We start from the raw sequence: 25,025 nt of genomic DNA on the forward strand, positions 1-25,025 counted from the left end.
AGAAGGAGTTCCTAAGCGAGTGACAAGCACGAATCAGGAGTATTTTTTATACAATGAAGTGTTTTAGTTAACGGGAGGTCTGCGTATGTCTGATTCAGCTATCGTGTATCACGGAACAAATTTGTTTGCTGCTAAGTTAATACTCAGCTGGGGAATCAGGCTTGACACGCAGCGGAGATTTTCAGACTTCGGCAAAGGGTTCTATGTCACTTTCAATCAAAAGCAGGCAGAGAGATGGGCGAGGGTGAAAGCAACCAATCTGCAGGTGTCGCCGAAGCTTCTTGCAAAGTTAAAAATCCCTGAATCCCAGTACCTTAACCATCAAGATGCGAAAATTCCTGCGGTTATAGCGGCATATCTGGATATGAAAAAGCTTGCCACGCTAAGAGGAAGGATCTTCCCATTTCCAGGTCATCCTTTATGGTTGAGAGAAAAACCGCTGTGGGAAACGTTTGTTTATGTTTGCCGTTCCGGAATTGTCGAGCACCCTTACGACTTTGTTTATGGTCCGGTAGCTGGTGGTCATTTTAAGTATATGGACCAATTGGTCGTATCCAAGTCAAAGGATCAGTTATCCTTAAACAGCAATGCTGCTATTCACTGCTTATCAAATCCTCGAATATTCATTCCTCATAAAAGTGAAAGAATCGAAAAGGATTCTGGCAAATATGCTCAGATCCTTCAAGAAGTCAGCGAATGCCTGAATGAAATTTTTGGTCCATCTCTTAAGGCCGAGCGAGAGCCGAATGACCTTTCGTTTTTAAAATCAATTCATCCATCAATTCTGCTCAATGAATCTCCTTACTACTGGGCCTTTTATGCAAAGTACGGGTCAACAGAATTGTGGGAAGAAGAATACGAGAGATTTATGGAGAGAAAAGCCAAATCAGTCTTTTTTTCTTAGGAATTTTTCATAGATTTCTTTATCTTTTATGGTTTTACTAACTATCAGTTTCAATGAGTGGCTGTTTTCGTAAACGGAATAGCTATCTGCCAGACTTTTTACAGCTAAGAATGTTTTTGGAACAAGTTTATGTGTATTTATAATCACGCTTAAAGGTACGGTCCGTCCACCAATTTCTCCACGACGAGCTGCTCTTTTTTTGGCTAGTTCAAGTGGGATATCTGTAATATAGAGATGGATTTCATAATCTTGCTGAACAAGATTATGGAAGATTGTTTGATATTTCCTTGGTTTGGCTAAAGTACTTTCATATATGAAGCTTTTGCGGTCAGCGATCAGTCTTTCAACTAACTGGTCTCTTATCTGGCAAGATTCTTTGTGGACCTTTGCTGCAGCAGTAATGGGGTTTGTTTTTTTGAGATATTCATATTCAGGTATGAAATTTTTCAGCTCATCAGGGTCAACGCCAATAAAATACTTGGCATCCAGGTTATGTTCCTTCATGATTCGCTTTCTCAGCGTGCTTTTGCCGGAGGCACTTCCTCCTCCAACAAAGTAGGCCACAGGTTTTTGGTGGGGCAACTGCTTAGAGGCTTGTTTTAATATTTCTCCAATAATTTGCTGATGTAATTTTTTTCGTTTTAGATCAGATTCAGAGTCGTACCTTCTTTCAAGGTTGCGCGGAAGCCATCTCGAAAATAATTTAAATAAAAAGAGGTCGGATTTCATGTTTATATCACCTGTACAGAAATATGCGAACAATACAGGAATCAGCACATAATTTTTAGTGGGCCAAGCTAAGCTATGTTCGAAGGAAACGGAGGTAGGATGATGAATGAGAAAGAATTAGTCGGCATTAAAGCTGTTGAATACATAAAAGACGGAATGGTGGTTGGATTAGGCACAGGCTCAACCGCTTATTATACAATCAAAAAACTGGGGGAGTTGGTGAGAAATGGTCTAAACATTACAGGGGTCCCGACTTCGGAGCAAACCGCCTCCCTAGCCGTGGAGCAAGGGATCACTCTGGTGGATTTTAAAGATGTAAAACAGATTGATGTAGCAATTGATGGTGCGGATGAGTTTGATACCAATTTGAACTTGATAAAAGGTGGGGGAGGAGCACTGCTAAGGGAAAAAATTATTGCGAATGCTGCTTCAACCTTCATTGTCATAGCAGATTCATCCAAGGGGGCAGAGAAATTAGGAGCCTTCCCGTTACCGGTTGAGATTGTAAAGGTTGGAGTCGAAATGACGTCCAGGAAGATCTCCGAGCTTGGCTGTGAACCGAAATTAAGGCTAAATGGAAACCAGCCATTCATCACAGACAATGGGAATTATATTCTCGACTGCGATTTTAAAAAGATCGAGTCTCCTCAGGAACTCGAAAAGCAGTTGAATATGATTCCTGGCGTGGTTGAAAATGGTTTGTTTGTCAATATGGCGGAAAGGCTGATCACGATTGAAAAAGGTGAGCTGGTTGAAAAAATAAGGTGAATTTTTAACGGTGCTTCTGGTTGAAGTACCGTTTTTCGATTTATGGACAGGGGATTTATACCGGGTTATCGAATTACAATGTAGTTTAGTTTTTTGAAGGAGCTGTCTGAATTGAAGGATTACAGTATAAAAACATATGAAGAGGCGATTCAGGTTATCGAAGAGATTGGCTTTCTCCCGCTGGCTCCATTGGTACCTGATTTCCCGGCGCTTAATACAATTACTGCTCCTGAGTCCTGGCATTCGGATACGGAATATGATCCATGGATTTGGAGGACAAGGTTTTCTGTTGATGGGGTCGCTGGCTATGGAAAATTCATGAAGAAAAAGTCCATCCTGATTTCACGTGATTTTCTGCCTTATTTTAAGGCGGTTATTGGTCATAATGAAACGGTTGAGGACCGCTATCAAAAAGGACATGTATCAAGGGAAGCGTTGAATCTTTACAGAATCATTAGCGAGGAAGGGGTCATCGATACAAGAGAGTTGAGGACTCGCGCGGGGTTAAGGGATAAAGAGCATAAAAAGGTGTTCGACAATGGCTTATTAGAGCTGCAGGGGTCAATGGACACTGTCATTTCGGGGATCAAGGAAAAAATAAACGCGGAAGGCGAAAAGAATGGCTGGAGCAGCACATTCTTTGAAACATACGATTCCTGGGCGAGCAGAAATAAAATTGCATCTATCGCTGTGGATAAGGTAAGGGCGAGGGAATACCTTTTGAATCATTTTCAAGGAGTTGCCAGTGAAAATACCTTAAAGAAGCTAAAGAAAATACTGGAGGAATGAGAATGTTAAACAAAGCATTAGTGATTATCGACGTTCAAAACGGAATGTTCCTGGAAGGGGAAGAAGTCTTCAATGGGGAAGAGCTGCTGCGAGGTATTAAGGGACTGATTAAACAGGCAGGTTTAGCCAATATACCAATCGTATATATCCAACACAATGAATCAGCTGGATACCCGTTGGAAAACGGGACATATGGCTGGGCAATCCATTCAGAAATTAGCCCGGAAGAGGGAGATATAATTATTCAAAAAACCACACCGGACTCCTTTTTAAAAACAAGCCTGGACCAGGAGTTGAGAGAAAAGGGGATCGAACATCTCTATCTAGTTGGCATTCAAACGGAAGTTTGTGTAGATACGACATGCAGAAGCGCATTCAGTAAGGGATATAAAGTAACTTTAGTTTCCGATTTACATAGCACATGGGATGGCAATGAATTAACAGCACAGCAAATCATCAACCATCACAATGGAACATTGCGCTGGTTTGCAGATGTGCGGTCTAGCGATGAGATACGGTTCAGCGCGAAAGCCTAGGAATGAACACTACACAAACTTCTGAACTAGCTGAACACACTGTAGCTTAGTGACTATTAATATCTCTAAGCTTTTTTATATGTGAAAATCATAAAGGGAATTTCACCCCTTAAGCAGAATATATTCTCTGTAAAAGGGAGGGGCCGTTTTGGAAAAACCGAATCTTCATCCATTCACGTTTATTGTGCTTGTCGTTGTCACTACATTTCTCATGGGCTCTTCCTTTACCGTCGGGAAGATTGGTTTGAACTATGTCTCCCCTTTGTTATTAGTTGGTTTGCGGTTCACGATTGCTGGTCTGCTGATGGCTGTCCTTGTAAGGAAAAAACTGAAGCCGGAAAAACTGGCTGATTGGGCAAGGATTTTCACCATCGGTTTGATGCAGACTGCAGGTGTCATGGGCTGTATCTTCCTCAGTTTACGGACGATCACCGCTGGCGAGTCCTCGATTTTAACATTTACTAATCCATTAATGGTGGTAATGATGGGGACAGTGTTCCTGGGAATTCGTTACAGGCTTCTTCAATGGATTGGTGCGATTGTTGGTTTTATCGGTGTGTTCATTACATTGGGTTTCCACCTGCAACTGACAGTTGGTACACTTTTCGGTCTGGGAGCTGCTGTTTTTTGGTCAATAGGGACCATTCTGATTAAACAATGGGGCAACCGCTTCAATGTCTGGGTGTTGACAGCATATCAAATGCTTTTTGGAGGCAGTGTTCTTTTGTTGATGGGTCTTACGCTGGAAACACCAAAGCTGACGATAACCCCGGTTTCAATAACGGTTATTTTATGGTTGGCAATCATGGCCTCGATCGTTCAGTTTGCGATTTGGTTCTATCTTATCAATCAAGGCGATCCAGGCAAGACAAGTGCCTTCCTGTTCCTTGCACCTTTCTTCGGGGTGCTTACCGGCTGGGTGATGCTTGATGAGGTCGTCGAATGGTACGTCTACGCAGGTGGGGCATTGATTTTTACAGGAATCTTTCTGGTGAATTGGACTTTTGAAAAGAGGGCAGTGAATCGGAAGGTTGATATTACCGAAATTGCAAAGTCTTTTAATGACTAGGCTATTTTCATCATATTGTTGTTTTTCGGGAAGAGTTTACGTGCCTGACTTCGAAAAGTAACATCTACTGTGTATGTATCCAATTGTTCGAGGAGATATGATGATGTATAGATTTTACGAAAAACTAAAAAGTTTATTTGGCGGGGTATTTTTCCTTTTTGCTTTTATTATTTGCCTGGGTTCCTCTATATCGTTCTTCATAGAAGGAGTATTTTTTTATGGGTTAGCGCTTTCTGTGCTAACTCCGTTTTCACTAGGTGTAAGTGTGATGTTTTTTTCTGACATCAGACGAAAAAAGAATGAATTAATTTAAGTTTGTGGATTTTACAATTAGATATTTAGCGAGCTAGTTGAGGAGTAACTTGTTAAGCGTTTATTTATAGATGGGCGATTAAAGGGAGTAATGATCATGATGAAAAGTGGCTTATTACTAGTGATAATGGTGTTAATGGGTTTTAGCTCTATTGAAGTGAATCGTCATGTCCCGCCTGAAGTTGTCGAGACTGCAAAGGACAATTACCAGGAATTTCTTTCATTTGTGATCAATGATGGAAATCCAGAAGACTGGAAAATAGGGCAGTTTATTGCCGATAATCATCTTGTGATTGATAACAAACTGAATCTGGCTATAAGACCTTTAAATCAGTGGGTTGCGCCAGTACTATACAATGGAGTGATCATCGGTCCCATGACAGTGAATAAATCTTCTGAGGGGAGATATGAAATTGTTCAATTTGGTTTTTCAGGATCCTCTTCACTTTTGCAGTTAAAGCCGGATGAATATTTTCTTTCCAATGTGCAGTTTAATCTTGAGTTAGGATATACTCCATCTAAAGATAACATCCGTCCATTTGGCGGAAATGCAGCCAGACTTTTTGATGAATGGGGAGTCGATGCCGAAGGAATTCCACTAACTGAGTTTGAAGTATTGATCAAGCAGCATTTAAAGGAAACTTATCCTGACCGTTTTCCCGAAAAAACGCCAGTGTCCAGGTTGTACTTTTTGGCTCTTTTATTAATAGCTCTTATACCATTATCCCTAATATTGCTGAGGTTAAGAAAAAATAAACGGACTGAAGAAGCTGGCTAAAATCGTTCCCGGCATATACTGAAGATAGTATAAAAAAAATTTATTGAAGGCCGTATCTTTTCCCTCCCTAAATCCGTTTAAGGGACAGAGAGGTTCAAAGGAGTGAACAGGATGTCGATCGACAAGCTCAGGAAAGTGAATATAGAAAAGGATACCGGGGTCATGACCCACTATCAAAGCCTAAAGAGATATTGCCGGTTTTTAACGCAGAGCAGCTGGGATGGTGATGATCTCGTGCAGGAAGTGGCGGTTAAGGCGATTCGCCATTATCATTCGTCTCAGATCAGCTCGGCATTGTTGAAAAAAATGGCTTATAATCATTGGATAGATACGGTCAGGAAGCGCACCCGCGAGATAACGGGAATTCCGGAAGATCTTGAATCTTTCACTCAGGGGAGCGTAAGGGATACAGTTGAGATGGTTATGACCAAATTGACGCCGAAGCAGGCAGTGATTTTTATCCTGAAGGAAGCGTTTCGCTTTCAATCGCGCGAGATCGCCGAGCTCTTGGATTCAACGGAAATGGCTGTTAAAGCAGCACTCCATCGTGCCAGGAAAAGGCTTGAGAGCGAAGGAAACCTGCGTGAAGTGGACCAGGAACTGAACGAGGAAGAAGAAAAGCTGCTGTCAGACTTGCTTTGTGAATCGCTTCAGACTGAAGATCCGACTGTGTTACTTGAAAATCTCCAGGAAATCCCGGCACTTGCTCCATGTTCACCGGAAATGTCTCTGCACTCCCGTTCACCTCTCTCTAGTTTCAAAATGGCTGCGTAAGCAGGAAAGGGAGGAACATGATGAGTACGATTCCTTATGTCATCGAACAATCCAACCGGGGAGAGCGTTCATACGACATTTATTCCCGGCTGTTAAAAGACCGAATCATCATGCTTGGAGATGAAATCAATGACCAGGTGGCAAACAGCGTTATTGCTCAGCTTCTATTTCTTGAAGCAGATAATCCTGAAAAGGATATCTCCATCTATATTAATAGTCCTGGAGGTTCAACCACAGCAGGCTTCGCAATTTTTGATACGATGGAATACATCAAGCCCGACATCAGCACGATCTGCATCGGAATGGCCGCATCTTTTGGAGCCATGCTGCTGCTTGCCGGTACAAAAGGGAAAAGATTTGCACTCCCAAACAGTGAAATTATGATTCATCAGCCGCTGGGCGGTGCAAGGGGCCAGGCGACGGAGATCGAAATTTCCGCCAAAAGGATCCTGAAGCTGCGCGATCATCTGAATCAGATTATATCAGAGCGAACCGGCCAGCCAGTGGAAAAAATCGCCAAGGATACAGACCGGGATTATTTTATGAGTGCCCAGGAAGCTTTGGATTATGGGATTATTGATAAGATTATTACACGGACATAGTGAAGGGCTGCCTAGGCAGCTCTTTTTGTTTAACTGTTTTCTTTTTACATCCGTTTACCCTCAATTCTCAACTGGTATTATTTCGTCGGCAACTAGTAATAAAAAGCTTTCAACTGGTATTAAAAATGCTCCAACTGGTATTATCCGCAAAAAAAGCTAAATAAGGTGCTGGTTATTTCCTTCTCACTCTGCTATCAACAAGTTTTAGGTTGAAAAGCTAGAGGTTTACGAATACCCGAAGTCGAAAATAAATGAAAAGGTGTTAAAAAAGTGCCATGTCCCACCCTAGTTTTGAATAATGTTTAATATAAGAACTCTTTCGGTTCTTAGAAGAGTATTAGGACTCTATTCTTTTAAAAAAACTGAATTATCAGACAATGGAGGAAATCAAGTGCAGAACACCCCTGAAGTGAACACCGGCAAGCCGGAAATGCCAACACCTGCCTTAAGTATTTTGAAGTTTTTCTTATTTAGTGCGATTGGCATCTTCATGTTTTTTGTTCCAATCACTGTTGGTGAAAAATCATCAATCCCGCTCGACCACTTAGTTACCTGGATTAATACCACTTTTTCTGCAGCCGTTCCGTATTATGCATTTATTGTTATTTTATTGGGAGCCATTTATCCTTTTTACAGAAAAACGTGGAACAAGAATACGACGACTATCGTTTTTTCTTTGCTAAAAGTACTTGGAGTAGTAGTAGCGTTGATGCTGCTGACGAAGGTCGGGCCAGCATGGCTCTTTGAACCAAGCATGGGACCGTTCTTGTATGAAAAGCTCGTTATACCAGTTGGTGTCCTCGTGCCAATCGGATCTGTATTTTTGGCGCTGCTTGTTGGCTATGGCCTGCTTGAATTTATTGGCGTATTATTGCAGCCAATCATGAGGCCTGTCTGGAAGACACCAGGACGGGCTGCGATTGATGCTGTTGCTTCCTTTGTAGGAAGCTATTCAATTGGCCTTCTGATCACCAACCGCGTGTTCAAGGAAGGCAAGTATACTATAAAAGAAGCCACTATTATCGCAACAGGTTTCTCTACCGTTTCAGCGACGTTTATGATTGTAGTCGCGAAAACATTAGGATTAATGGAAGTATGGAATACGTATTTCTGGACGACGCTTTTCGTTACATTTCTTGTAACCGCTATCACGGTCAGGTTGCGCCCTTTACGAACGGTTAGTGAGGAATATTATGAGGGCAAAGGTGTACCTGAGGAACCAGTGACAGAAAATCGCTTGAAAACGGCGTGGGCTGGAGCTATGAGCGCATCAAACAAAGCACCTTCTCTTGGCAAAAACATACTGGATAACTTACGAGATGGATTGATCATGACGATGGGAATTTTGCCTTCGATTCTGTCTGTAGGATTGTTGGGGCTTGTTTTAGCAGAATTCACCCCAGTGTTTGATCTTATTGGCTACATTTTCTATCCATTCACATTGATTCTCCAGATTCCAGAGCCAATGCTGGCAGCTAAGGCATCCGCTATTGAAATTGCCGAAATGTTCCTGCCTGCTTTGCTTGTAACAGAAGCCCCAATGATCACAAAGTTTGTCATCGGCGTTGTTTCTGTTTCAGCCATTATCTTTTTCTCCGCGCTGATTCCAAGCATTATGTCGACAGAAATACCAATCAGTCTGCGGAAATTGGTAGTCATCTGGATTCAGAGAACGATCCTTACACTGATCATTGTAGCGCCGATTGCACACCTCTTGTTTTAATACGGAAGATATTTAGTGGGCTGCATTGCAGCTCATTTTTATTTTTTTCTAGAACTGATAAAGCGAAACTGCTATAATCGAATTTATATTTTAAAAATTCAGAGGAATCAACCTCCATGAAAACATCATGAATTAATGAACAGTAAAGGGGAATATCCATGAATATCTACGGATCAGAAAAGATTAGAAAAATGACGTCAAGTATTTTTCAGGAAGTGGTTGACCGTAAGCAGGCAGCCTTAATGAACGGGAAAGATGTGATTGACCTGAGTATTGGGAGTCCGGATTTTTCACCGCCTTCTTTTGTTATGGAGGAACTTGCTAAATATTCGATGGATCCGGGGAAATACGGATACACGCTCAAGGGAATTAGTGAATTTAACGATGCGGTAAAATACTTTTACCAGCAGCGTTATTCGGTAGAACTTGAAGCTGGAACTGAAGTCCTGCAGCTAATGGGCTCCCAGGATGGGCTTGCGCATCTTGCTACTGCGATCATTGATCCTGGAGATTATGTACTTGTTCCAGATCCAGGTTACCCAATCTATGAAGCTAGCGTAACCATTGCGGGCGGTTCGATTTATCCTATGCCTTTGCTGGAGGAGAATAAATTCCTGCCGCAGCTTAATGAGATTCCTCTTGAAGTTTTACAAAAGACGAAAATGATGATCTTGAGCTATCCCGGAAATCCTGTCACTGCACTGGCAGATCGCAGCTTTTTTGAAGAAGTTGTTGAATTTGCCAAAATACATAACATACTGGTCGTACATGATTTTGCTTATTCAGAACTGATTTATGACGGAAATCCACAAAACAGTTTCTTATCAGTAGCGGGTGCAAAGGAAGTGGGGGTAGAGTTCAACTCACTCTCTAAAACTTTCAATATGGCAGGCTGTCGTATTGGATACGTAGCAGGAAATTCACAGGTTATTGATATTCTTGCTGCTTTCAAATCACACATCGATTACGGCATCTTTTATCCAATCCAAAAAGCTGCGATTGCCGCTTTGACTTCTGACTATTCATTCCTGAAGGATCAGCTAAAGCAGTATCAAGCACGGCGGGATGCCTTGGTATCAGGATTTCGGGACAGCGGATGGCAAGTGGCCAATTCTCCGGCAACGATGTTTGTGTGGGCGAAGATTCCTGAGGGTTGGAAATCCCGTGATTTTGCCTTCAAGCTAATTGATGAGGAAGGGATTGTCGTCGTTCCGGGTGATGCTTTTGGCAAGCAGGGTGAAGGGTATGTCCGAATTGCTATGGTTCAGCCTCCAGAAAGACTGGTTGAGGCATCACAAAGGGTAAATAAATTTCTGTCAGGCTTTCCGTTAGGAATTTAAAAATATATTTCGATAAACGAATTGACTTTTGGATGAATTTAGAATATTATCACTTTAGTAAACTAAAATTTAATACATGTCTTCTTATCAAGAGAGGTGGAGGGAAAGGCCCTGCGAAACCTCGGCAACAGGTTCTGATTGAATACTGTGCCAATTCCTGCGGACAAATTTGTCTGAAAGATGAGAAGAGAGTATTCTATGGCTCTCTTCTTAAAGAAGGGAGCTTTTTGTATTTAGGAGGCTTATTTATGAGTCTCTAATGTTTTTCTTGTAAAACCAACTTATCGGGTTGGTAAAGTCGAGATTAAAACCGGAGGAGAGTTTGGGATGAAATATGGATTTTGGCTGCCGATTTTTGGCGGATGGCTTAGGAATGTAGAGGATGAAAATATGCCGCCTAGCTTTGATTATGCAAAGCAGGTGATTCAATCAGCAGAACAATGGGGCTACTCTACCACTTTGATAGCAGAGTTATATCTGAATGATATCAAAGGTCCCGAGCATGACTCCCTTGAAGCATGGATAACTGCTGCCGCATTGGCTTCGGTGACAGAAAAGATTGAAATTATGGCTGCTGTTAGGCCTGGGTTCCATAATCCCGCAGTCACAGCAAAGATGGCTGCAAACATAGATCAGATCAGCAACGGGCGATTTACCCTTAATGTGGTTTCAGCCTGGTGGGAGGAAGAGGCGCGCCAATACGGGGGGATTTTTACCGAGCATGATGAGCGGTATGAACGGACTACTGAGTTCATTGATGTGCTCAAGGGACTATGGAGTGAAGAAAGCTTCTCTTATGAAGGTAAGTTTTATGATTTGAAGGACACGAAGCTGTTCCCAAAACCGGTACAGCGCCCGAATCCAATTTTATACGCTGGCGGTGAGAGCGAAAAAGGGAAGCAGACGATTGTTGAAAAATGCGATGCCTATGTCATGCATGGCGGGACAGTAGAAGAAATACAACGGAAAATAGTAGACATGAAGACTCGGAGGGCCGCTACGTCAAATCCTGAACTGTCAGAGTTCGGAATGGCCGCTTACGTCATTTGCCGGGATTCAGAGGAAGAGGCTTTTGCCGAATTGGAACGTATCACGGATGTTAAAGAATCCAGTGCCTATGCCGGCTTTAAAGATTTTACGAGCAAATCTCAGCTTGAACAGCAGGTTCAGCTCCAGGACTATTCGGTATCAAACCGTGGACTGCGGCCAAATTTAGTAGGTACACCAGAACAAATTGCCGAGCGAATTTTAGAGTATGAAGAAGCTGGATTGGGTTTGCTGTTACTGCAATTCTCTCCTCAGCTCGAGGAAATGGAGCGCTTCGCAAAGCAAGTTATGCCGCTAGTTGAGGCAAAAAAGAAGCAAGCGATTGTTTGATTTACATTTGATTAAGGAGATGAAGGAATAATGAGCAAAGTATATATCATCCATGAAAATAACGAATGGACGGTCCAATTGACAAAACGGCTTGATGAGCTGGGAGTTCCATATGAAGAATGGCATCTAGACGAGGGGCTGCTAGATTTATCGAAAGAACCTCCTGAAGGGATCTATTATAGCAGGATGAGCGCTTCTTCACACACAAGAGGCCATCGTTTCGCTCCGGAATATACTGCGCAGGTTCTATCATGGTTAGAGAACCATGGCCGTAAAGTTTTCAACGGTTCTCGCGCGCTGGAACTGGAGGTAAGCAAGGTTAAGCAATATCTTGAGCTGACCAAGCATGGAGTAAGGACTCCGAGGACAATTGCGACTGTCGGGAAAAAACAGTTATTGGATGCTGCGAAGGAATTTGAAGGAAAGCCATTTATCACGAAGCATAATCGAGCAGGAAAAGGTCTTGGCGTCCAGCTGTTTCAATCGATTGAAGCACTTCAGGCATATGTTGATGGACCTTCTTTTGAAGAACCGGTTGATGGTGTGACGCTGATTCAGGAATATATCCAGTCCCCGGAGAGCTATATAACTAGATGCGAGTTTGTCGGCGGCGAGTTTGTTTATGCGGTGAGAGTCGATACATCTGAAGGATTTGAATTGTGCCCGGCTGATGCCTGCCAGATCGGTGACCTGTTCTGCCCTGTTGGCGAAGAAGTTGAAGAAAAGCCAAAATTCCAGGTTATCGAAGGATTTAATGATCCAATCATTGATCAATATAAGAGAGTACTAGAAGCGAATAATATTAATGTTGCTGGAATTGAATTCATCAAAAATGAGTCAGGTGAAATCTTCACTTACGATATCAATACAAATACAAATTATAATTCTTATGCTGAAGGGAAAGCAGGTAAGTTCGGCATGCTGCAGCTGGCAAAGTTTTTAGGAGAAGAGCTGGCTGCGGAGTATGGGGTTGTGACAAGATAATTAATAAATTTGGATAAATTTTGAAACTTCCCAGAGATTCCTCCGTATTAAAAATAAGGGGGAGTGCAGATGAAAAAGTTATCGTTTATTCCTATAATCCTGGTGCTAATGCTTTTCGGCTGCCAGCAAAAACAAAATGGAGCGCTCGATACTAGTAAACTTGAGAAAGTTGAACCAACTGGGAATGTCACCGAGGAACAATTGAAAAGTATTCCCATTCTATATAATGTACCATCCTTGAAAGTTGGCTTAGATGCTTTGCCATTTGAAGTAATACCGCCTAAGGATTTACCCTTTGACGCCATGCCGCTGAAAATGACCATTGAGGATTTTAAGCACGATGGGAAAGAGTTAAGAGTCAATTTTGAGAGTTTTTCCAAAAACAAAGAGGATAAAATCATTTTCTTAATAACTGTCCATAATTTTAAAGTTGAATATCCAGAAGGTCCAGGGGAGGAAGTTGAGTTAGCTGATGGGACGGTAGGCGATTATATGAAAGGAACTCTCGTTTTTGAAAAGGATGGAATCTATTATAGTGTTGGCTATTACAATCCAAATATCTCAGAAGAGCAGATTAAGGAAGATACATTTGGTATAGCTTTACAAATGTTATAAAGCTAAAAGAACGCATAGTTTGCGTTCTTTTTGATGTGAAAATATCGGAGGTAAGACTATGGAAGTCATTAAAATAAATCAACTGTTAAGAGAGAAAGTGAGAGCGTTCTTTGAAGCTCATTGGGGAAGTCAGCAAATGGTGATTTCAAGCGGTGTCTATGATTGCAGTGACCTTGATGGGTATGCGGTACTTAATGAGTATGGGGAAATTACAGGTTTAATTACATATATTGTTTCCGGACATGAATGTGAGATTATTTCTCTAGATAGTATAGATGAGGGAAAGGGAATAGGTACCCTTCTTGTGCAGGAAGTTGAAATCCTTGCGGCAAGTGAAGGGTGCGAAGTTCTAAAATTAGTCACCACTAATGATAATTTAAATGCACTAAAGTTTTGGCAAAAACGTGGTTTCACGCTTACACAGGTTTTGAAGAATGCTGTTGAGAAAGCTAGAAAGATCAAACCCTCAATCCCTATGGTAGGGTATGAGGGGATTCCTATTAGAGATGAAATACTCCTGGAAAAGAAGATAAATTAAATACCTTGCGTCAAAACATATTGATTTTAGCATATTTTACCTTCTGAAATATTACATACCAGCCCAATATTCAGAGTATATTTTTCTGATTTACCGCACACTAAATATAGGTGATATTGGTGAAAAAAATACTCTATTTCATAATTTGGATAAGCTGCATTGGCCTTCTGTCTTTCGCGTATGAGGATTACCTCTATTTTCAATTTAATGTGGATTCTGCACAGGGGATTGTTGAGGAAAAAGGGGTAGAGAAAATAACCAGGAATATAGTTGGGAATTTTACCGAGGAACGGGAATACTGGGTTCAGCTTGATGGGGAAAAAATTGTGGTCTCTAAAGTAATTTATGAGCGTGCGCTGCCACACAGGCAAATCAAACTTATGAGGACTCAGTATGGCATGGTGATTGAATAAAAAAGATGGTCCATTGGGACCATCTTTTTTACCAGGTATCGCCACGATCTTTTTTAAGTTCTTTCATTTTCTCCACCCAGTCGTCGACTCTTTGCCTTATTTCCTTGCTCTCGGTATCTGCTTTTTCCCGATTGGTTTTGGAAATGGCATAATGAAGTTCCTTCATGGCATCGCTGCGTTCAAAGCCCCAATCTCTTAGCTCCGAATATTGTTCATCGGTGATCCAGTCATTCTCTGACATGATGGCGGCTGCGTCGATGATTCGGTGTGCTTCTTTTCTTCCAACGGTCCATAATTCCAGCGGATATTTATCTGCTATTTTATATTCCGCTACCATATCCCATCCATCTGGTGCCATCGTAAAAGCAAACGCCAGGTCGAGGGTGGAAGGGAGCCACTCGTATTGGATTGTATTTTTTAATTCCTCAGGGTTGTCGGCCTTAAAGTATTCTCCGTTTCCAGCTTCAGCAACAGCTTTTAACTGATTCTCCGCTTCACCATCTACATCAAATCCGATGATGTTTACCGAACTATCAGTGTTCTTTGCAATCAAATCCTTGCTGGTCTGGACAGGGTCGCCGTCACAGGTTTCGGCGCCATCGCTGACAATGTAAATCGTTGTATTGCCATCATAGCTGCTGCTCATCTCACCGGCCTTTTGGATGGCGCCAGCAAGTGGAGTCCAGCCCTTGCTTTCAAAGGAATCGACTGCTCCGTGGAATTCTTCTTTGGCGTATTTACCCATTGGGTACACCTCTTCGATTCCTGAGCAGGAAGCTCCCTTATCAGCATCTGAATCAGAGCCTTTGTGTCCGTAGACTACAAGTGAAACTTCACTGAACTGGCCGATGGTTTTCGCGAAACTTTTAACGGCATCTTTCGCGATTTCCATTTTGATACGTCCGTCCGCCTGTTGAAGCATGCTTGAGCTTGCGTCAAGGAGAATGATCGCTTTTTCAGCAGGTTTTGTTTCCTCTCCGCCCTCGGCTTTTGTCGGGTCTGGCAGGAAAGGCTCTTCGAAATGCGGTTTATAGGCGCTGGCATTCTCGATAATTTCTTTATAATGCGGACTGGCTAGCAGGGAAACAAGTCCTTTTTTTATGGTTTCCAAATCATCCGTCTGATTAGAAAGTTCTTCGAGTTTCGCCGGTAGCATATTTTTTAGCTCGGGGTCCAATTCCGGTGTATTGAACCCTATATCTTCTATATCCTTTTCATAGCTCAAATCACCCATCATTGATCCAGGGTTCAATGCCATCAGGCTTTCCTCTGTAACCTCTAAACTTATATTCTTCAAGTGCTCAAATTTACTCTGCTTTGTTTCTTCCTTTTTGACAACTTCCTTAGCCGGTTGTTCGGCTACAACTTCTTCATCCGGTTCATCATTGCTGCAAGCAGAGATGACGAGTGAAGTGAATAACAATAATAACAGCGAATACCGTTTCACAAAAATCCTCCTCATCAAGTTTCGCTATGTAAAAAACATCTTCATAGAGTTTACCACGATTAGTGAGAGGATTTGAAGTAATTTCCATGATAGAGAGAGTAAAAAACCTTGAACTGACAAAGAATGTGGGATAAGTAAGGAGGTAAATGATGAAGAATTTGCTTGAACTGCCTGCGCTTCTTATTTTGGATGTTCAAAAAGGCTTCGACGACCCATATTGGGGTACTAGGAACAATCCTGAAGCTGAGGGAAATATGGCGCGGCTTTTAACCGAATGGAGAAACAGGAAGGGGCATGTCATTTACACGAAGCATCAGTCGCTCGACCCGGCGTCTCCGTTGCATCATCGAAACAAATTAGGGACTGAATTTAAGGAAAATATCCAGCCTATGGATGGGGAAATCATTTTTACGAAAAATGTGAACAGCGGTTTCATTGGAACAGAGCTGGAAGCGTACTTAAAACAGAATAAAGTGAAGTCTGTGGTGATAACCGGATTATCTACACAGCATTGCGTCTCCACAACGACACGAATGAGCGGTAATCTTGGCTTCACTACCTTCCTGGTTTCTGACGCGATTGCTGCATTTGAAATCACAGACCATAAGGGTGTTCGCCATACTGCTGATTCCATTCAGGAACACGAATTGGCGATGCTGCAAAAGGAATTTGCCACGATTATGACCACCGATGAAATTATTAGTCAGTTGAATCAACAGTAAAGCGCAGGAGCCAGCATCCTGCGCTTTTATTTATCAATACCAAGGAATTTAAGCATCCTATGATACGGGCATTTAGATAAGGAAGTATCATCATCACGGAGAAAGTACTGCCGCCATTCAAAATTATCCTCAGCTCCGTATGTGTTTAGGTCAGGATGGATTGCAATCGTGTCATATTTAGCAAGCCGCTCTCTAACTTGAGCCTTAATTCTCCTGGCATAACTTGGTGCCTTATTAAATTCCTGCAGAACCCATCTTGGCGTGATCGCGAGCATCAACACGTCAAAATGTCGGCTTTTCCTGTCTTTATGTGCAGGGGTGGCGCAATACATAAAGTACTTTTCACCATTAAAACAAAATTCCCAAATGGGATCATGTGGGTCTGTGGGAATATCCTCTGGCCAATCACATTCATCCAGGGTGCTTAGACCACTTAGATGCTTCCAGAATAATTGTTCAAACTCTTCAACAGAATCGTTCTTTAATGATTCGGGAGTCTCATAAAAAATAATCAAAGAAGTATAATTTCCTATCTCCTTTGATTGCTTTGTATAGTTTGTCAGCAAGCTGGCGAGTTCGTTAATCGTTGTTTCTCTTCTTGGATCCCCAACAAATCCATATCGAAGTTGATTCATTGAAAATCCAATCGTTGCCGGTATGCAGGGGAAGGGCTTTTTCTTATCACTCATTTTAGCGAAAAATCTATCAAGTGCCTGCTTTTCCCAATCCAGCAGCTGATCCCGCGACGAGGAACCATGTGTATACAAGCCATCCATCATAGTCACCTCCAATAGCTCCTACACTATATTCAAGGCGAGGAGAGTAGGGTAGATGTCCCGGGACAAATGGGCAGCAACCCAATTTCCACGAGTGTAAGTCGGTATATAAACGAACTGTTTGAAATATTTCTCACTTTTTAAATTTGCGTGAAGCTATTCTGGGTGGGATTTGGTCATAAGGAGGGCAAACATGTGCCCGTGAAAGAGAAAAATCATGAGTGACGGTCACAAGAAGGGCAAACATGTGCCCGTGAAAGATAAAAATCACGAGTGACGGTCACAAGAAGGGCAAACATGTGCCCGTGAAATAGGAAAATTACGAATGACGGTAACAAGAAGTGCGAACATGTGCCCGTGAAAGAGAAAAATTACGAATGACGGTCACAAGAAGGGCAAACGTGTGCCCGTGAAAGAGAAAAATTACGAATGACGGTCCATACCAGTATCCGCTGTTTGACTTTAAAGAAAGAGGATAAATGTTAGAATAGAAATAGGAAAATCGAGGAGGGTGTTCCATGCATCCAGTTATATTATTTGACGGAGTTTGCAACTTTTGTGATGCGAGTGTCCAATTTATTCTAAATCGTGATCCAAATGAAACTTTCCACTTTGCTTCGCTGCAGAGTGAAGCGGGACAGGAACTGCTGAAAAAGTATCATGTACGTGACGATGTGGACAGCATGATTTTGATTGAGAATGATAAGGTTTATTATAAATCGGCCGCTGCCCTAAGGATCAGCCGCCATTTACGCGGGGCCTGGAAGCTTCTATATGTGTTCATGGTCGTTCCAGCTCCAATTAGGAATATTGTATATGACCTCATCGCCAGGAACCGATACAAATGGTTCGGCCAGAAGGAAAGCTGTATGCTGCCGCCGCCAAATGTACGGAAGCGATTTTTATAATTGAAAAACGGAAAAGCTGGCAGTCAGCTTTTCCGTTTTTTTAGTTAGTGAATGTCGAGTAACGCCAGTAATGATTGGCCATTGGGTCAGCCATCATTTCGAGCCCTTTGCTGTGAGCCTGGTGGATGACTTGCCAATCGTCTGTGCCTGGTTCTTTAAGGTAAATCTCATGTTCAGGTGACTGATCATGAATGCCAACTAGGTCAAATTCATTGTCCTTATAAAATGTTCCGCAAACATGATAATCAATTGCAGGTGAAACGACGAGGGGGTTGCTGACAGAATGATTCAGGTGAAATTGAATTCTGTCGTCGTCTGAAAGCACCTTTTCCAATTGGATTCCTTCGTCAAAAGCGCTCGCCGATTCTAACCGTTCATGTTCCTTAGTGAATGCTTCTGTTATGCCAGTAGCCTTGCTTAACAGGGCAGAAGGGTTGTCGGTGTCGATAAATACATCGCTTCTTGTCCTGAATTCTGATGACTCAGGATCAAATGTGCGGTGATCACCTTTAAAAACCTGATCCTCAGATGCTGCGTTCGGATTTTTGATCCATTCTTCTTTTAAAAAAGTAGTGTATCTGAGCTGCCAGTTGCCGCTCTTAGTTTTGCTTTCCAGAGGGGATTTCAACAATTCCTTTAGAGGTCCAACCCTTTTGGTGATGGTGAACTCTTCATCAGCAGCCATTTCAGTGGAGGAGTCTTTCTTGATGGCACCGATCGCATTGGCGACAACTGATTTAAGTTCCCATTTCATCTGGTCTGAACGTTGCAAAGGTCGCTTGGCTCTGATTGAGTAAGTATAAACTTCTTCATCATTGATTCCTTTATCGGTAAAAGCGCAGGATGTGACTGTTTCCAGCTTCATGCCATTCCTGGAGATCGTAAACTCTGATACACCCTCGATCGGTTCCCATTCAAAACTTACTTGACCGTGAGTCACAATCGTGGTTATGAGTAAATCCTCCAATATATTGTCTCTTTCCTTGAAATCCACAGATGTAGTCGTCTGGACACGCATTCTGTCATTTACATTGCCATGCTCATCAAGTGTTTCGATACAGTAAGTGTAAAGGGTGTCCGGAACGAGGTTTTGGTCCACCAGTTTTGGTTCCATTCCTTCGTAAATCAGTTCTTTCCCTCTGAACACACGATAAGGCCTGTTCCGACCCTTCCATTCCAGTTTAATATGTTTGGTGTCCTGCTCAATATTTTTGAGCAGCCTGGAGTGAGAAGAAGAGGCAGTCTTGCGCCGGCGATTCAATTTGAACGCATAAAGAGTTCCGGCAATGCCCAAAGCTGCAAGGGGTAAGACGATATCTGATCTGCCTTTTTTTGTTGTGTTGATTTGTGTTTTTATCAAAACTCACACCTCCTGGAACTGTAAAGATAATAATTAATACCCCATATTGAAGGTAAACACTCGCAGTTTGACTCAATCCAAAATATGACAATATAGCTAGGGGACAAGTGTATTGTTAAAAGTAGGCAGTAGGGAATTGGAAACATTTTCATTAAAAAGGGCGGGTATAAAGAATCAAAATATTCAAATAATATTGAATTACTTCGAAATCCGTAATAGTATTAGCTATCGAACTAGAAAGGAGGATAGCTACTTTCGGCGTACATACTTGAATGAGGAGGAGATACATCGTGAAGGCAAAGCATTGGTCAATTATTTTAGCATTCGCAATTCTGCTCGGATTCTCAGTATCTTTGTATTATCTGAATGAACCAACAACCCAGGTGGCACAAACTCAAGAAAAGGCGACCCAAGAATCTAAACAAGTTAAAGAAGCAAGTGTTGAAGAAGAGGGATTTGTAGAAAAGGGACCTGGTAAACGGGATGACTGGTTCATGACACAAAAGGGTTACGAAGATGAAGCTATACCTCGTGATGCATTTAGAAAGGCAACCGAGGAGGCAAAAGCGCTAAGAACGGCTACTTCCAAGGAAGCCCCGGGTGCTCTCAATCAAAAGTGGTCCTTCAATGCTCCTAGTAATATTGGCGGCAGGGTCGTAGATGTTGTCGTAGATCCGAAACAAGAAGATACCATCTACATTGCCGCAGCTTCTGGTGGAGTTTGGAAAAGTTCAGATGCCGGCGACACTTTCCAAACTGCATGGGATGATGATAGTTCGCAGGCTATGGGTGCACTCGCTATCAGCGGTGACGGGACATTGTATGCTGGAACGGGTGAAGCGAACCCTGGCGGAGGCAGTGTCGTTTATGGAGGGACTGGTTTGTTCAGATCAAAGGATGGCGGAGAAACCTGGGAACCAATCGGCCTGGAGGAATCAGGTTCCATTGGGCGGATTACGATTGATCCTGAAAATTCTAACACTATTTATGTAGCTGCTTCTGGACCACTGTTTTATGGTGGTGGCGAAAGAGGGTTGTATAAATCGCAGGATGGCGGTAACACTTGGGAACTCGTGTTGAAAGGTGAGAACGATACAACTGGTGTAGTTGATGTAGTTATTGATCCACAAAATACCGATCGAGTATACGCTGCTGCGTGGGATCGAATCCGCAAGCCTAATCACCGCCAATACGGTGGAAGTGGATCTGCCATTTATTATTCTGAAGACGGCGGAGATACCTGGACAAAATCAGAGAAAGGACTTCCCTCAGAAGAAAAAGGAAGAATTGGTCTGGCAGTCTCCTCAACCGAGTCAGGAAAGGTTTATGCGACTGTGGTGAAGCCGGATGGCTACTTTGAGGGCTTTTATACAAGCAATGACAGTGCGAAAACCTGGACAAAGGCACCGTTCCATTCCCAGTTGGCAGGATCACAATCTTCATTTGGCTGGTGGTTTGGACGAAATTATGTAGACCCTCAGGATGGCAATCATATCTTCGTCTCAGGTGTTAGCCTTATGGAATCTAAGGACGGTGGCAAAACTTGGGCCCGTTCAAATGGCAGAGAGGTCCATGCTGACCAGCATTCAATGGCATGGGATTCAAAAAAGCCAAATCGCGTTTACCTTGGTAACGACGGGGGGGTGTATCGTTCTGAGGAGAACGGACTTGTTACTGGGAAGTGGCAAAAAGCAACCTATGAACCTTACACACAATTTTATACATTGGATGTAAGCAAACAGGATCCTACCAGAATCTCTGGAGGTACCCAGGATAACGGTTCTAATCGATCATGGGGCGGAGCCGGATGGAATAATTATTATGGCGGCGATGGCCTTATGAATGCTATCAATCCGGAAAACCAGGAATTTGTCTATGCCTGTTATCAATATGGTAACTGTGCATGGTCTGAAGATGGGGGTAACACAATGACGTCCTTCACGAAGGAAACAACTTCTGATCGAAGGAATTGGCTTACTCCTCTCGCATTTGATCCAAATGATCCATCTGTTATGTATTACGGAGGCAACATCGTAAACCGCTCTACAGATAACGGGAAAACTTGGGAGGCTATCAGCCCGAGCCTTTCAGACGGTGTAAGCAATGATGCATACCCGTATGGAACTCTTACAACAATAGCAGTCTCTAAATCTGACAGCAATGTGATCTATGCTGGAACTGATGATGGCAAGCTATGGACAACAAAGAATCTTGGCAAAGACTGGATAGAATTAAAAGACGAAAATCTGCCAGTAAAATGGGTTACACGACTGGCTGTCGATGACAAAAATGAAGACATTGTTTATGCAACTTTCTCCGGTTTCCGTACTGGAGACAATGCGGCACACGTAGTCAAGAGTACAGATGGGGGAAAGACATGGCAGAATATCAGCAAAAATCTGCCAGATGCTCCAGTTAATGATATTGTCATCAATCCTAAAAATCGAAATTCTTTATACGTAGCAACAGATGTCGGTGTATTTGTATCACCAAATGGAGGTAAGAAGTGGTATGCTCTCGGGGAAGGGATTCCGCTAATCCCTGTTACCGATTTATCCTACCACGAATCAACAGGTGTAATGTATGCAGCAACATTCGGCAGAGGAATTTATCAGCTTGAATTGAAAGGCTGGTAATAGAATGTGTTGAACCCGGGGGGATTATACCCGGGTTTTTTTTAGCCTTCCTAACTATGTGTCCTCTAAAATGAAAAGTATGGTAGTATAATATTTAAGTAGAAATTTAATAGGTCGAGATAACCAATACATTAAATTAGAGTTACTTAATCATTTCACCAGTTATTTTGTTATAAAATCACATTCTATAGGAGCGTTCGCGATGTTACGGGTAAAAGGGATACTTATGATTGTCATAGGAGCCATGCTTTGGGGGATGACTGGGTCGATCACGGAGTGGGTGTTCGCTAATACGGAATTGTCGGTACCTTTTATTCTCACAATCCGGATGATTATTGCCGGAAGCAGTATCCTGGCGTTCCTGTCTATTAAAAAAGAAGATATTTTTACAGTGGTAAAAACCCCATACTGGCGGAATCAATTGATTGTATTCAGCATTCTGGGGATGGTTGGGTTGCAGTACACTTTTACGATGGCGATCGAAGCGAGCAATGCTGTAGTGGCAACATTGCTGCAATTCTCTGCTCCGATTTTTGTCGTGCTCTATGTTTCCTTTAATCATAAAAAATGGCCGCCACGCTATCAGATGTTAGGCATCGCCGGTACACTGGCCGGCCTGTTCCTGCTGTTGACGAATGGGTCGATGAGTAGTTTGTTGGTCAGTCCGACCGCATTGGTATGGGGAGTCGCAGTAGGACTAACGTTTGCTTTTTATACGCTTTACCCGGCTCGCTTGATGAAGGAATGGAGCGTACTGGCAATCGTAGGCTGGAGCATGCTGTTTGGCGGTATTGTTCTAGGGGTAATCAACCGAGTTTGGATGAGCAATGAATGGCTGATTATCGCACAGCCGAAGATGATTCTTATCATGGCCATCTTGATCTTCTTTGGCACACTGGCGTTCCTGCTATTCTTGAGCAGCATGAACTATATCACCGCTGTCGAAACTAGCATTCTTTCAAGTGTTGAGCCATTAACCGTTATGGTGATCTCAGTAATATGGTTTGATACCATGCTCCAAAGCGTCCAGCTGATGGGTGCCATGATCATGCTCGTATTCGTGACCTGGCTGTCGATCGGAGATAAGAAAGCGTCAGTCGAAGGACAAGTTGTAAAACAAAATAATAGCTAATTGACAGAGTCGCCATTTATGGAGGCTTTTTTTTGTGGGGAGGGACAATTGGATCGGACAAGATTTAACGAAACAGTGGAAAGTTGTCCGCAATTTCATTCATATAATATGGCTCTGTTATAAATAATCCTCTTTGTTTTGAAGGATATTCATATCGTATGTGGAAATTAAAGGAAGAGAAAGGGGAGGAGACAATGATTGTTAAAAGAAAGACTTATAGAATCAAGCCTGAAAAGTTGAATGAGGTCAATCGTTTCTTTCATACATATGTATATCCAGGCCATGTGAGGAATAGTGCTAAATTAATTGGCCGGTGGGTGAATGACAATAAGGACGAAATTCTGGTTATTTGGGAATATAAAAGTGGGGAACATTATAAAAGAATCAATAGTTTAATTGAAAATAGTGTAGAGTACCAGTCAGCAATGAAGGATATCAGCGATTTTTACATAGACGCCGATCAAGATTCCTTGACTTCAACTGCTCCTTATCCTGGGGCATATCATCTCCATAAACACTTAATGTCTGTTAGTGGTTATATAACTAATAAGAATGGAGAGGTACTCCTTGTCAGGAATTTTCACCGTTCAGATACTATGGAAATGCCGGGTGGACAGGTAGACGAAGGTGAAACATTGGAAGAGGCCATTCACCGCGAAGTATTTGAAGAGACTGGTATCAAGGTGGATTTACTTGGCATAACAGGTATCTACCAGAATGTGACGAGTGGAGTAACATGTGTAGTCTTTCGGGGTGAGCATCAGTCTGGTGAAGTGAGGCCAGCAGAGGGTGAGACCTCAGAAGTCTTTTTCACTAAAATTACGAGAGGAAATATAGAACAGTATATTACGAGGAAACAATTTAGAAACAGGGCTCTAGACGCAATGGATGCGAGCTACATTCCCTATGAAGCATTTAAAGCCAGGCCCTATGAATTAGTTAGTAGATTTGAAGCGAAAAAAGAGTTCAGTTAGTCTATTCAAACAAAACTATGGGAGATGGTTGATATTAAAGCAGTTCTTTTCGATTTTGATGGTACTCTAGCGGATACTTTGCCTGTGTGCTTCTTGGCGTTTAAATCTGTTTTTAAGGAATTTGACGATCTTGAAGTATCCTCTGAAGAAATTAAAGGAATGTTTGGTCCTTCCGAGACAGGCATTATCCGTGAGAATCTTAAGAATAATGATAATGAAAAAGCAATTGAGTTATATTATAAAATTTATAGGGACCAACATGATAATATGGTCGAGAAGAATGAAGCAATAAACAGATTGCTTTGGCGATTAAAAACAAATGGATATAAATTGGGGATAGTAACCGGGAAAGCAAGAAGAAGTCTCGACATATCGTTAGAATGCTTAGGGTTAAATGACATCTTTGATGTAATTGTTACGGGGGATGATGTGAAGTTTCCAAAACCCCATCCAGAAGGAATAAATATAGCATTAGAAGAGCTGGGTCTTTCGAACAAGGAGGCTATTTTCCTGGGAGATAGTGACGCTGATATATTGGCAGGTAAACAAGCGAATGTACATACAATTGGAGTGCACTGGCTGCCGAATTTCCAGACAATTGAATTTAGTGTTCAACCAGATGAAGTATTTAGGGATATAAGTGAATTCTTACCTTCCATTTTAGAAACTAAGGTGTAATGTTGACCAGCTGCCAATTTGGCAGCTTTTTTTTGGAGTCTATTTGGATAAAGCGTAGAATAACTTACAAATCTTTTTCCTGTAAAAATCAGAAAATGGCATGTACATGCATTTCATTAATACTTGTTCACTTCTTTTCCA

25 protein-coding genes and 1 riboswitch are annotated in these 25,025 nt (G+C 42.2%); of the genes, 21 read left to right on the forward strand and 4 right to left on the reverse strand.

The genetic code is table 11. From position 1 onward, the window contains the following. Positions 1-85: 85 nt before the first annotated feature. A complete protein-coding gene (locus AC0VX7_RS10190; RefSeq protein ID WP_475427714.1) occupies positions 86-904 on the forward strand; it encodes a DUF3990 domain-containing protein in 819 nt (272 codons plus the stop codon). On the opposite strand, the gene AC0VX7_RS10195 is transcribed toward AC0VX7_RS10190, so the two are convergent. Further along, entirely contained in the window at positions 887-1,633 is a 747-nt protein-coding gene (locus AC0VX7_RS10195) for a zeta toxin family protein (RefSeq protein ID WP_475427715.1), read from the reverse strand. The two genes, AC0VX7_RS10190 and AC0VX7_RS10195, sit on opposite strands and share 18 nt — an antisense overlap. 102 nt (positions 1,634-1,735) lie before the next feature. On the opposite strand from AC0VX7_RS10195, the gene rpiA reads away from it, so the two are divergent. The 14 genes from rpiA (at position 1,736) to AC0VX7_RS10265 (ending at position 14,251) form a co-directional block, all read left to right on the forward strand. Next, positions 1,736-2,401, forward strand: coding sequence for a ribose-5-phosphate isomerase RpiA (rpiA, locus tag AC0VX7_RS10200; protein WP_475428125.1), 666 nt, complete (start codon positions 1,736-1,738; stop codon positions 2,399-2,401). Between the two features lie 111 nt (positions 2,402-2,512). Then, positions 2,513-3,190, forward strand: coding sequence for an AlkZ-related protein (locus AC0VX7_RS10205; protein ID WP_475427716.1), 678 nt, complete (start codon positions 2,513-2,515; stop codon positions 3,188-3,190). 2 nt (positions 3,191-3,192) lie between these two features. After that, positions 3,193-3,726, forward strand: a complete 534-nt coding sequence (locus tag AC0VX7_RS10210) for a cysteine hydrolase family protein (protein WP_475427717.1) — start codon at positions 3,193-3,195, stop codon at positions 3,724-3,726. A gap of 148 nt (positions 3,727-3,874) precedes the next feature. After that, positions 3,875-4,795, forward strand: a complete 921-nt coding sequence (locus AC0VX7_RS10215) for a DMT family transporter (RefSeq protein ID WP_475427718.1) — start codon at positions 3,875-3,877, stop codon at positions 4,793-4,795. Between the two features lie 409 nt (positions 4,796-5,204). Then, a complete protein-coding gene (locus AC0VX7_RS10220; protein WP_475427719.1) occupies positions 5,205-5,885 on the forward strand; it encodes a hypothetical protein in 681 nt (226 codons plus the stop codon). 111 nt (positions 5,886-5,996) lie between these two features. Next, positions 5,997-6,659: a sigma-70 family RNA polymerase sigma factor gene (locus tag AC0VX7_RS10225; RefSeq protein ID WP_475427720.1), complete on the forward strand. Its 663-nt coding sequence runs from the start codon at positions 5,997-5,999 to the stop codon at positions 6,657-6,659. Between the two features lie 20 nt (positions 6,660-6,679). Continuing rightward, on the forward strand, positions 6,680-7,261 hold the full coding sequence (gene clpP / locus AC0VX7_RS10230; RefSeq protein WP_475428126.1) for an ATP-dependent Clp endopeptidase proteolytic subunit ClpP: 582 nt from the start codon (positions 6,680-6,682) through the stop codon (positions 7,259-7,261). Between the two features lie 430 nt (positions 7,262-7,691). After that, complete coding sequence (locus AC0VX7_RS10235; protein ID WP_475428127.1) at positions 7,692-8,984, forward strand: YjiH family protein; 1,293 nt, start codon at positions 7,692-7,694, stop codon at positions 8,982-8,984. A 158-nt stretch (positions 8,985-9,142) separates the two neighbouring features. After that, complete coding sequence (locus tag AC0VX7_RS10240; protein ID WP_475427721.1) at positions 9,143-10,324, forward strand: LL-diaminopimelate aminotransferase; 1,182 nt, start codon at positions 9,143-9,145, stop codon at positions 10,322-10,324. Between the two features lie 81 nt (positions 10,325-10,405). Then, a riboswitch (SAM riboswitch) is annotated at positions 10,406-10,511 on the forward strand. Between the two features lie 140 nt (positions 10,512-10,651). Next, positions 10,652-11,701 (forward strand): LLM class flavin-dependent oxidoreductase, encoded by a 1,050-nt coding sequence (locus AC0VX7_RS10245; protein ID WP_475427722.1) that lies wholly within the window; start codon positions 10,652-10,654, stop codon positions 11,699-11,701. A gap of 30 nt (positions 11,702-11,731) precedes the next feature. Continuing rightward, a complete protein-coding gene (locus AC0VX7_RS10250; RefSeq protein ID WP_475427723.1) occupies positions 11,732-12,685 on the forward strand; it encodes an ATP-grasp domain-containing protein in 954 nt (317 codons plus the stop codon). Between the two features lie 69 nt (positions 12,686-12,754). Further along, positions 12,755-13,300, forward strand: coding sequence for a hypothetical protein (locus AC0VX7_RS10255; protein WP_475427724.1), 546 nt, complete (start codon positions 12,755-12,757; stop codon positions 13,298-13,300). Between the two features lie 58 nt (positions 13,301-13,358). After that, a complete protein-coding gene (locus tag AC0VX7_RS10260) occupies positions 13,359-13,838 on the forward strand; it encodes a GNAT family N-acetyltransferase (RefSeq protein ID WP_475427725.1) in 480 nt (159 codons plus the stop codon). 119 nt (positions 13,839-13,957) lie between these two features. Further along, entirely contained in the window at positions 13,958-14,251 is a 294-nt protein-coding gene (locus AC0VX7_RS10265; protein ID WP_475427726.1) for a hypothetical protein, read from the forward strand. A 28-nt stretch (positions 14,252-14,279) separates the two neighbouring features. Here the strand turns inward: AC0VX7_RS10265 and AC0VX7_RS10270 are convergent, their stop codons facing one another. Continuing rightward, positions 14,280-15,698: a vWA domain-containing protein gene (locus tag AC0VX7_RS10270; RefSeq protein ID WP_475427727.1), complete on the reverse strand. Its 1,419-nt coding sequence runs from the start codon at positions 15,696-15,698 to the stop codon at positions 14,280-14,282. A 146-nt stretch (positions 15,699-15,844) separates the two neighbouring features. Here AC0VX7_RS10270 and AC0VX7_RS10275 point away from each other — a divergent pair, with 146 nt between their 5' ends. Then, on the forward strand, positions 15,845-16,420 hold the full coding sequence (locus AC0VX7_RS10275; protein ID WP_475427728.1) for a cysteine hydrolase family protein: 576 nt from the start codon (positions 15,845-15,847) through the stop codon (positions 16,418-16,420). 26 nt (positions 16,421-16,446) lie between these two features. Here the strand turns inward: AC0VX7_RS10275 and AC0VX7_RS10280 are convergent, their stop codons facing one another. Further along, positions 16,447-17,196: a YqcI/YcgG family protein gene (locus AC0VX7_RS10280; protein WP_475428128.1), complete on the reverse strand. Its 750-nt coding sequence runs from the start codon at positions 17,194-17,196 to the stop codon at positions 16,447-16,449. 518 nt (positions 17,197-17,714) lie between these two features. Here AC0VX7_RS10280 and AC0VX7_RS10285 point away from each other — a divergent pair. Beyond that, positions 17,715-18,104 carry a thiol-disulfide oxidoreductase DCC family protein gene (locus AC0VX7_RS10285; RefSeq protein WP_475427729.1) on the forward strand — a complete coding sequence of 130 codons (390 nt, stop codon included), beginning with the start codon at positions 17,715-17,717 and terminating at the stop codon, positions 18,102-18,104. 40 nt (positions 18,105-18,144) lie between these two features. On the opposite strand, the gene AC0VX7_RS10290 is transcribed toward AC0VX7_RS10285, so the two are convergent. After that, entirely contained in the window at positions 18,145-19,464 is a 1,320-nt protein-coding gene (locus tag AC0VX7_RS10290; protein WP_475427730.1) for a DUF3238 domain-containing protein, read from the reverse strand. Between the two features lie 290 nt (positions 19,465-19,754). Here AC0VX7_RS10290 and AC0VX7_RS10295 point away from each other — a divergent pair, with 290 nt between their 5' ends. The 4 genes from AC0VX7_RS10295 (at position 19,755) to AC0VX7_RS10310 (ending at position 24,884) form a co-directional block, all read left to right on the forward strand. Then, on the forward strand, positions 19,755-22,100 hold the full coding sequence (locus AC0VX7_RS10295) for a WD40/YVTN/BNR-like repeat-containing protein (RefSeq protein WP_475427731.1): 2,346 nt from the start codon (positions 19,755-19,757) through the stop codon (positions 22,098-22,100). A 202-nt stretch (positions 22,101-22,302) separates the two neighbouring features. Further along, positions 22,303-23,232: a DMT family transporter gene (locus AC0VX7_RS10300; RefSeq protein ID WP_475427732.1), complete on the forward strand. Its 930-nt coding sequence runs from the start codon at positions 22,303-22,305 to the stop codon at positions 23,230-23,232. Between the two features lie 194 nt (positions 23,233-23,426). Further along, on the forward strand, positions 23,427-24,206 hold the full coding sequence (locus tag AC0VX7_RS10305) for an NUDIX hydrolase (RefSeq protein WP_475427733.1): 780 nt from the start codon (positions 23,427-23,429) through the stop codon (positions 24,204-24,206). 24 nt (positions 24,207-24,230) lie between these two features. Next, positions 24,231-24,884, forward strand: coding sequence for an HAD family hydrolase (locus AC0VX7_RS10310; RefSeq protein ID WP_475427734.1), 654 nt, complete (start codon positions 24,231-24,233; stop codon positions 24,882-24,884). The last annotated feature ends 141 nt before the right edge of the window (positions 24,885-25,025 follow it).

The sequence above is a fragment of the Mesobacillus sp. QJM3NY_10 genome (assembly GCF_056173465.1).

Coding starts and splice junctions, on each gene's coding strand:
- AC0VX7_RS10190 (WP_475427714.1), top strand. CDS start 86: ATGTCTGATTCAGCTATCGTGTATCACGGAACAAATTTGTTTGCTGCT.
- AC0VX7_RS10195 (WP_475427715.1), bottom strand. CDS start 1,633: ATGAAATCCGACCTCTTTTTATTTAAATTATTTTCGAGATGGCTTCCG.
- rpiA (WP_475428125.1), top strand. CDS start 1,736: ATGAATGAGAAAGAATTAGTCGGCATTAAAGCTGTTGAATACATAAAA.
- AC0VX7_RS10210 (WP_475427717.1), top strand. CDS start 3,193: ATGTTAAACAAAGCATTAGTGATTATCGACGTTCAAAACGGAATGTTC.
- AC0VX7_RS10220 (WP_475427719.1), top strand. CDS start 5,205: ATGATGAAAAGTGGCTTATTACTAGTGATAATGGTGTTAATGGGTTTT.
- AC0VX7_RS10225 (WP_475427720.1), top strand. CDS start 5,997: ATGTCGATCGACAAGCTCAGGAAAGTGAATATAGAAAAGGATACCGGG.
- clpP (WP_475428126.1), top strand. CDS start 6,680: ATGAGTACGATTCCTTATGTCATCGAACAATCCAACCGGGGAGAGCGT.
- AC0VX7_RS10235 (WP_475428127.1), top strand. CDS start 7,692: ATGCCAACACCTGCCTTAAGTATTTTGAAGTTTTTCTTATTTAGTGCG.
- AC0VX7_RS10240 (WP_475427721.1), top strand. CDS start 9,143: ATGAATATCTACGGATCAGAAAAGATTAGAAAAATGACGTCAAGTATT.
- AC0VX7_RS10245 (WP_475427722.1), top strand. CDS start 10,652: ATGAAATATGGATTTTGGCTGCCGATTTTTGGCGGATGGCTTAGGAAT.
- AC0VX7_RS10250 (WP_475427723.1), top strand. CDS start 11,732: ATGAGCAAAGTATATATCATCCATGAAAATAACGAATGGACGGTCCAA.
- AC0VX7_RS10255 (WP_475427724.1), top strand. CDS start 12,755: ATGAAAAAGTTATCGTTTATTCCTATAATCCTGGTGCTAATGCTTTTC.
- AC0VX7_RS10260 (WP_475427725.1), top strand. CDS start 13,359: ATGGAAGTCATTAAAATAAATCAACTGTTAAGAGAGAAAGTGAGAGCG.
- AC0VX7_RS10275 (WP_475427728.1), top strand. CDS start 15,845: ATGATGAAGAATTTGCTTGAACTGCCTGCGCTTCTTATTTTGGATGTT.
- AC0VX7_RS10280 (WP_475428128.1), bottom strand. CDS start 17,196: ATGGATGGCTTGTATACACATGGTTCCTCGTCGCGGGATCAGCTGCTG.
- AC0VX7_RS10285 (WP_475427729.1), top strand. CDS start 17,715: ATGCATCCAGTTATATTATTTGACGGAGTTTGCAACTTTTGTGATGCG.
- AC0VX7_RS10300 (WP_475427732.1), top strand. CDS start 22,303: ATGTTACGGGTAAAAGGGATACTTATGATTGTCATAGGAGCCATGCTT.
- AC0VX7_RS10305 (WP_475427733.1), top strand. CDS start 23,427: ATGATTGTTAAAAGAAAGACTTATAGAATCAAGCCTGAAAAGTTGAAT.
- AC0VX7_RS10310 (WP_475427734.1), top strand. CDS start 24,231: ATGGTTGATATTAAAGCAGTTCTTTTCGATTTTGATGGTACTCTAGCG.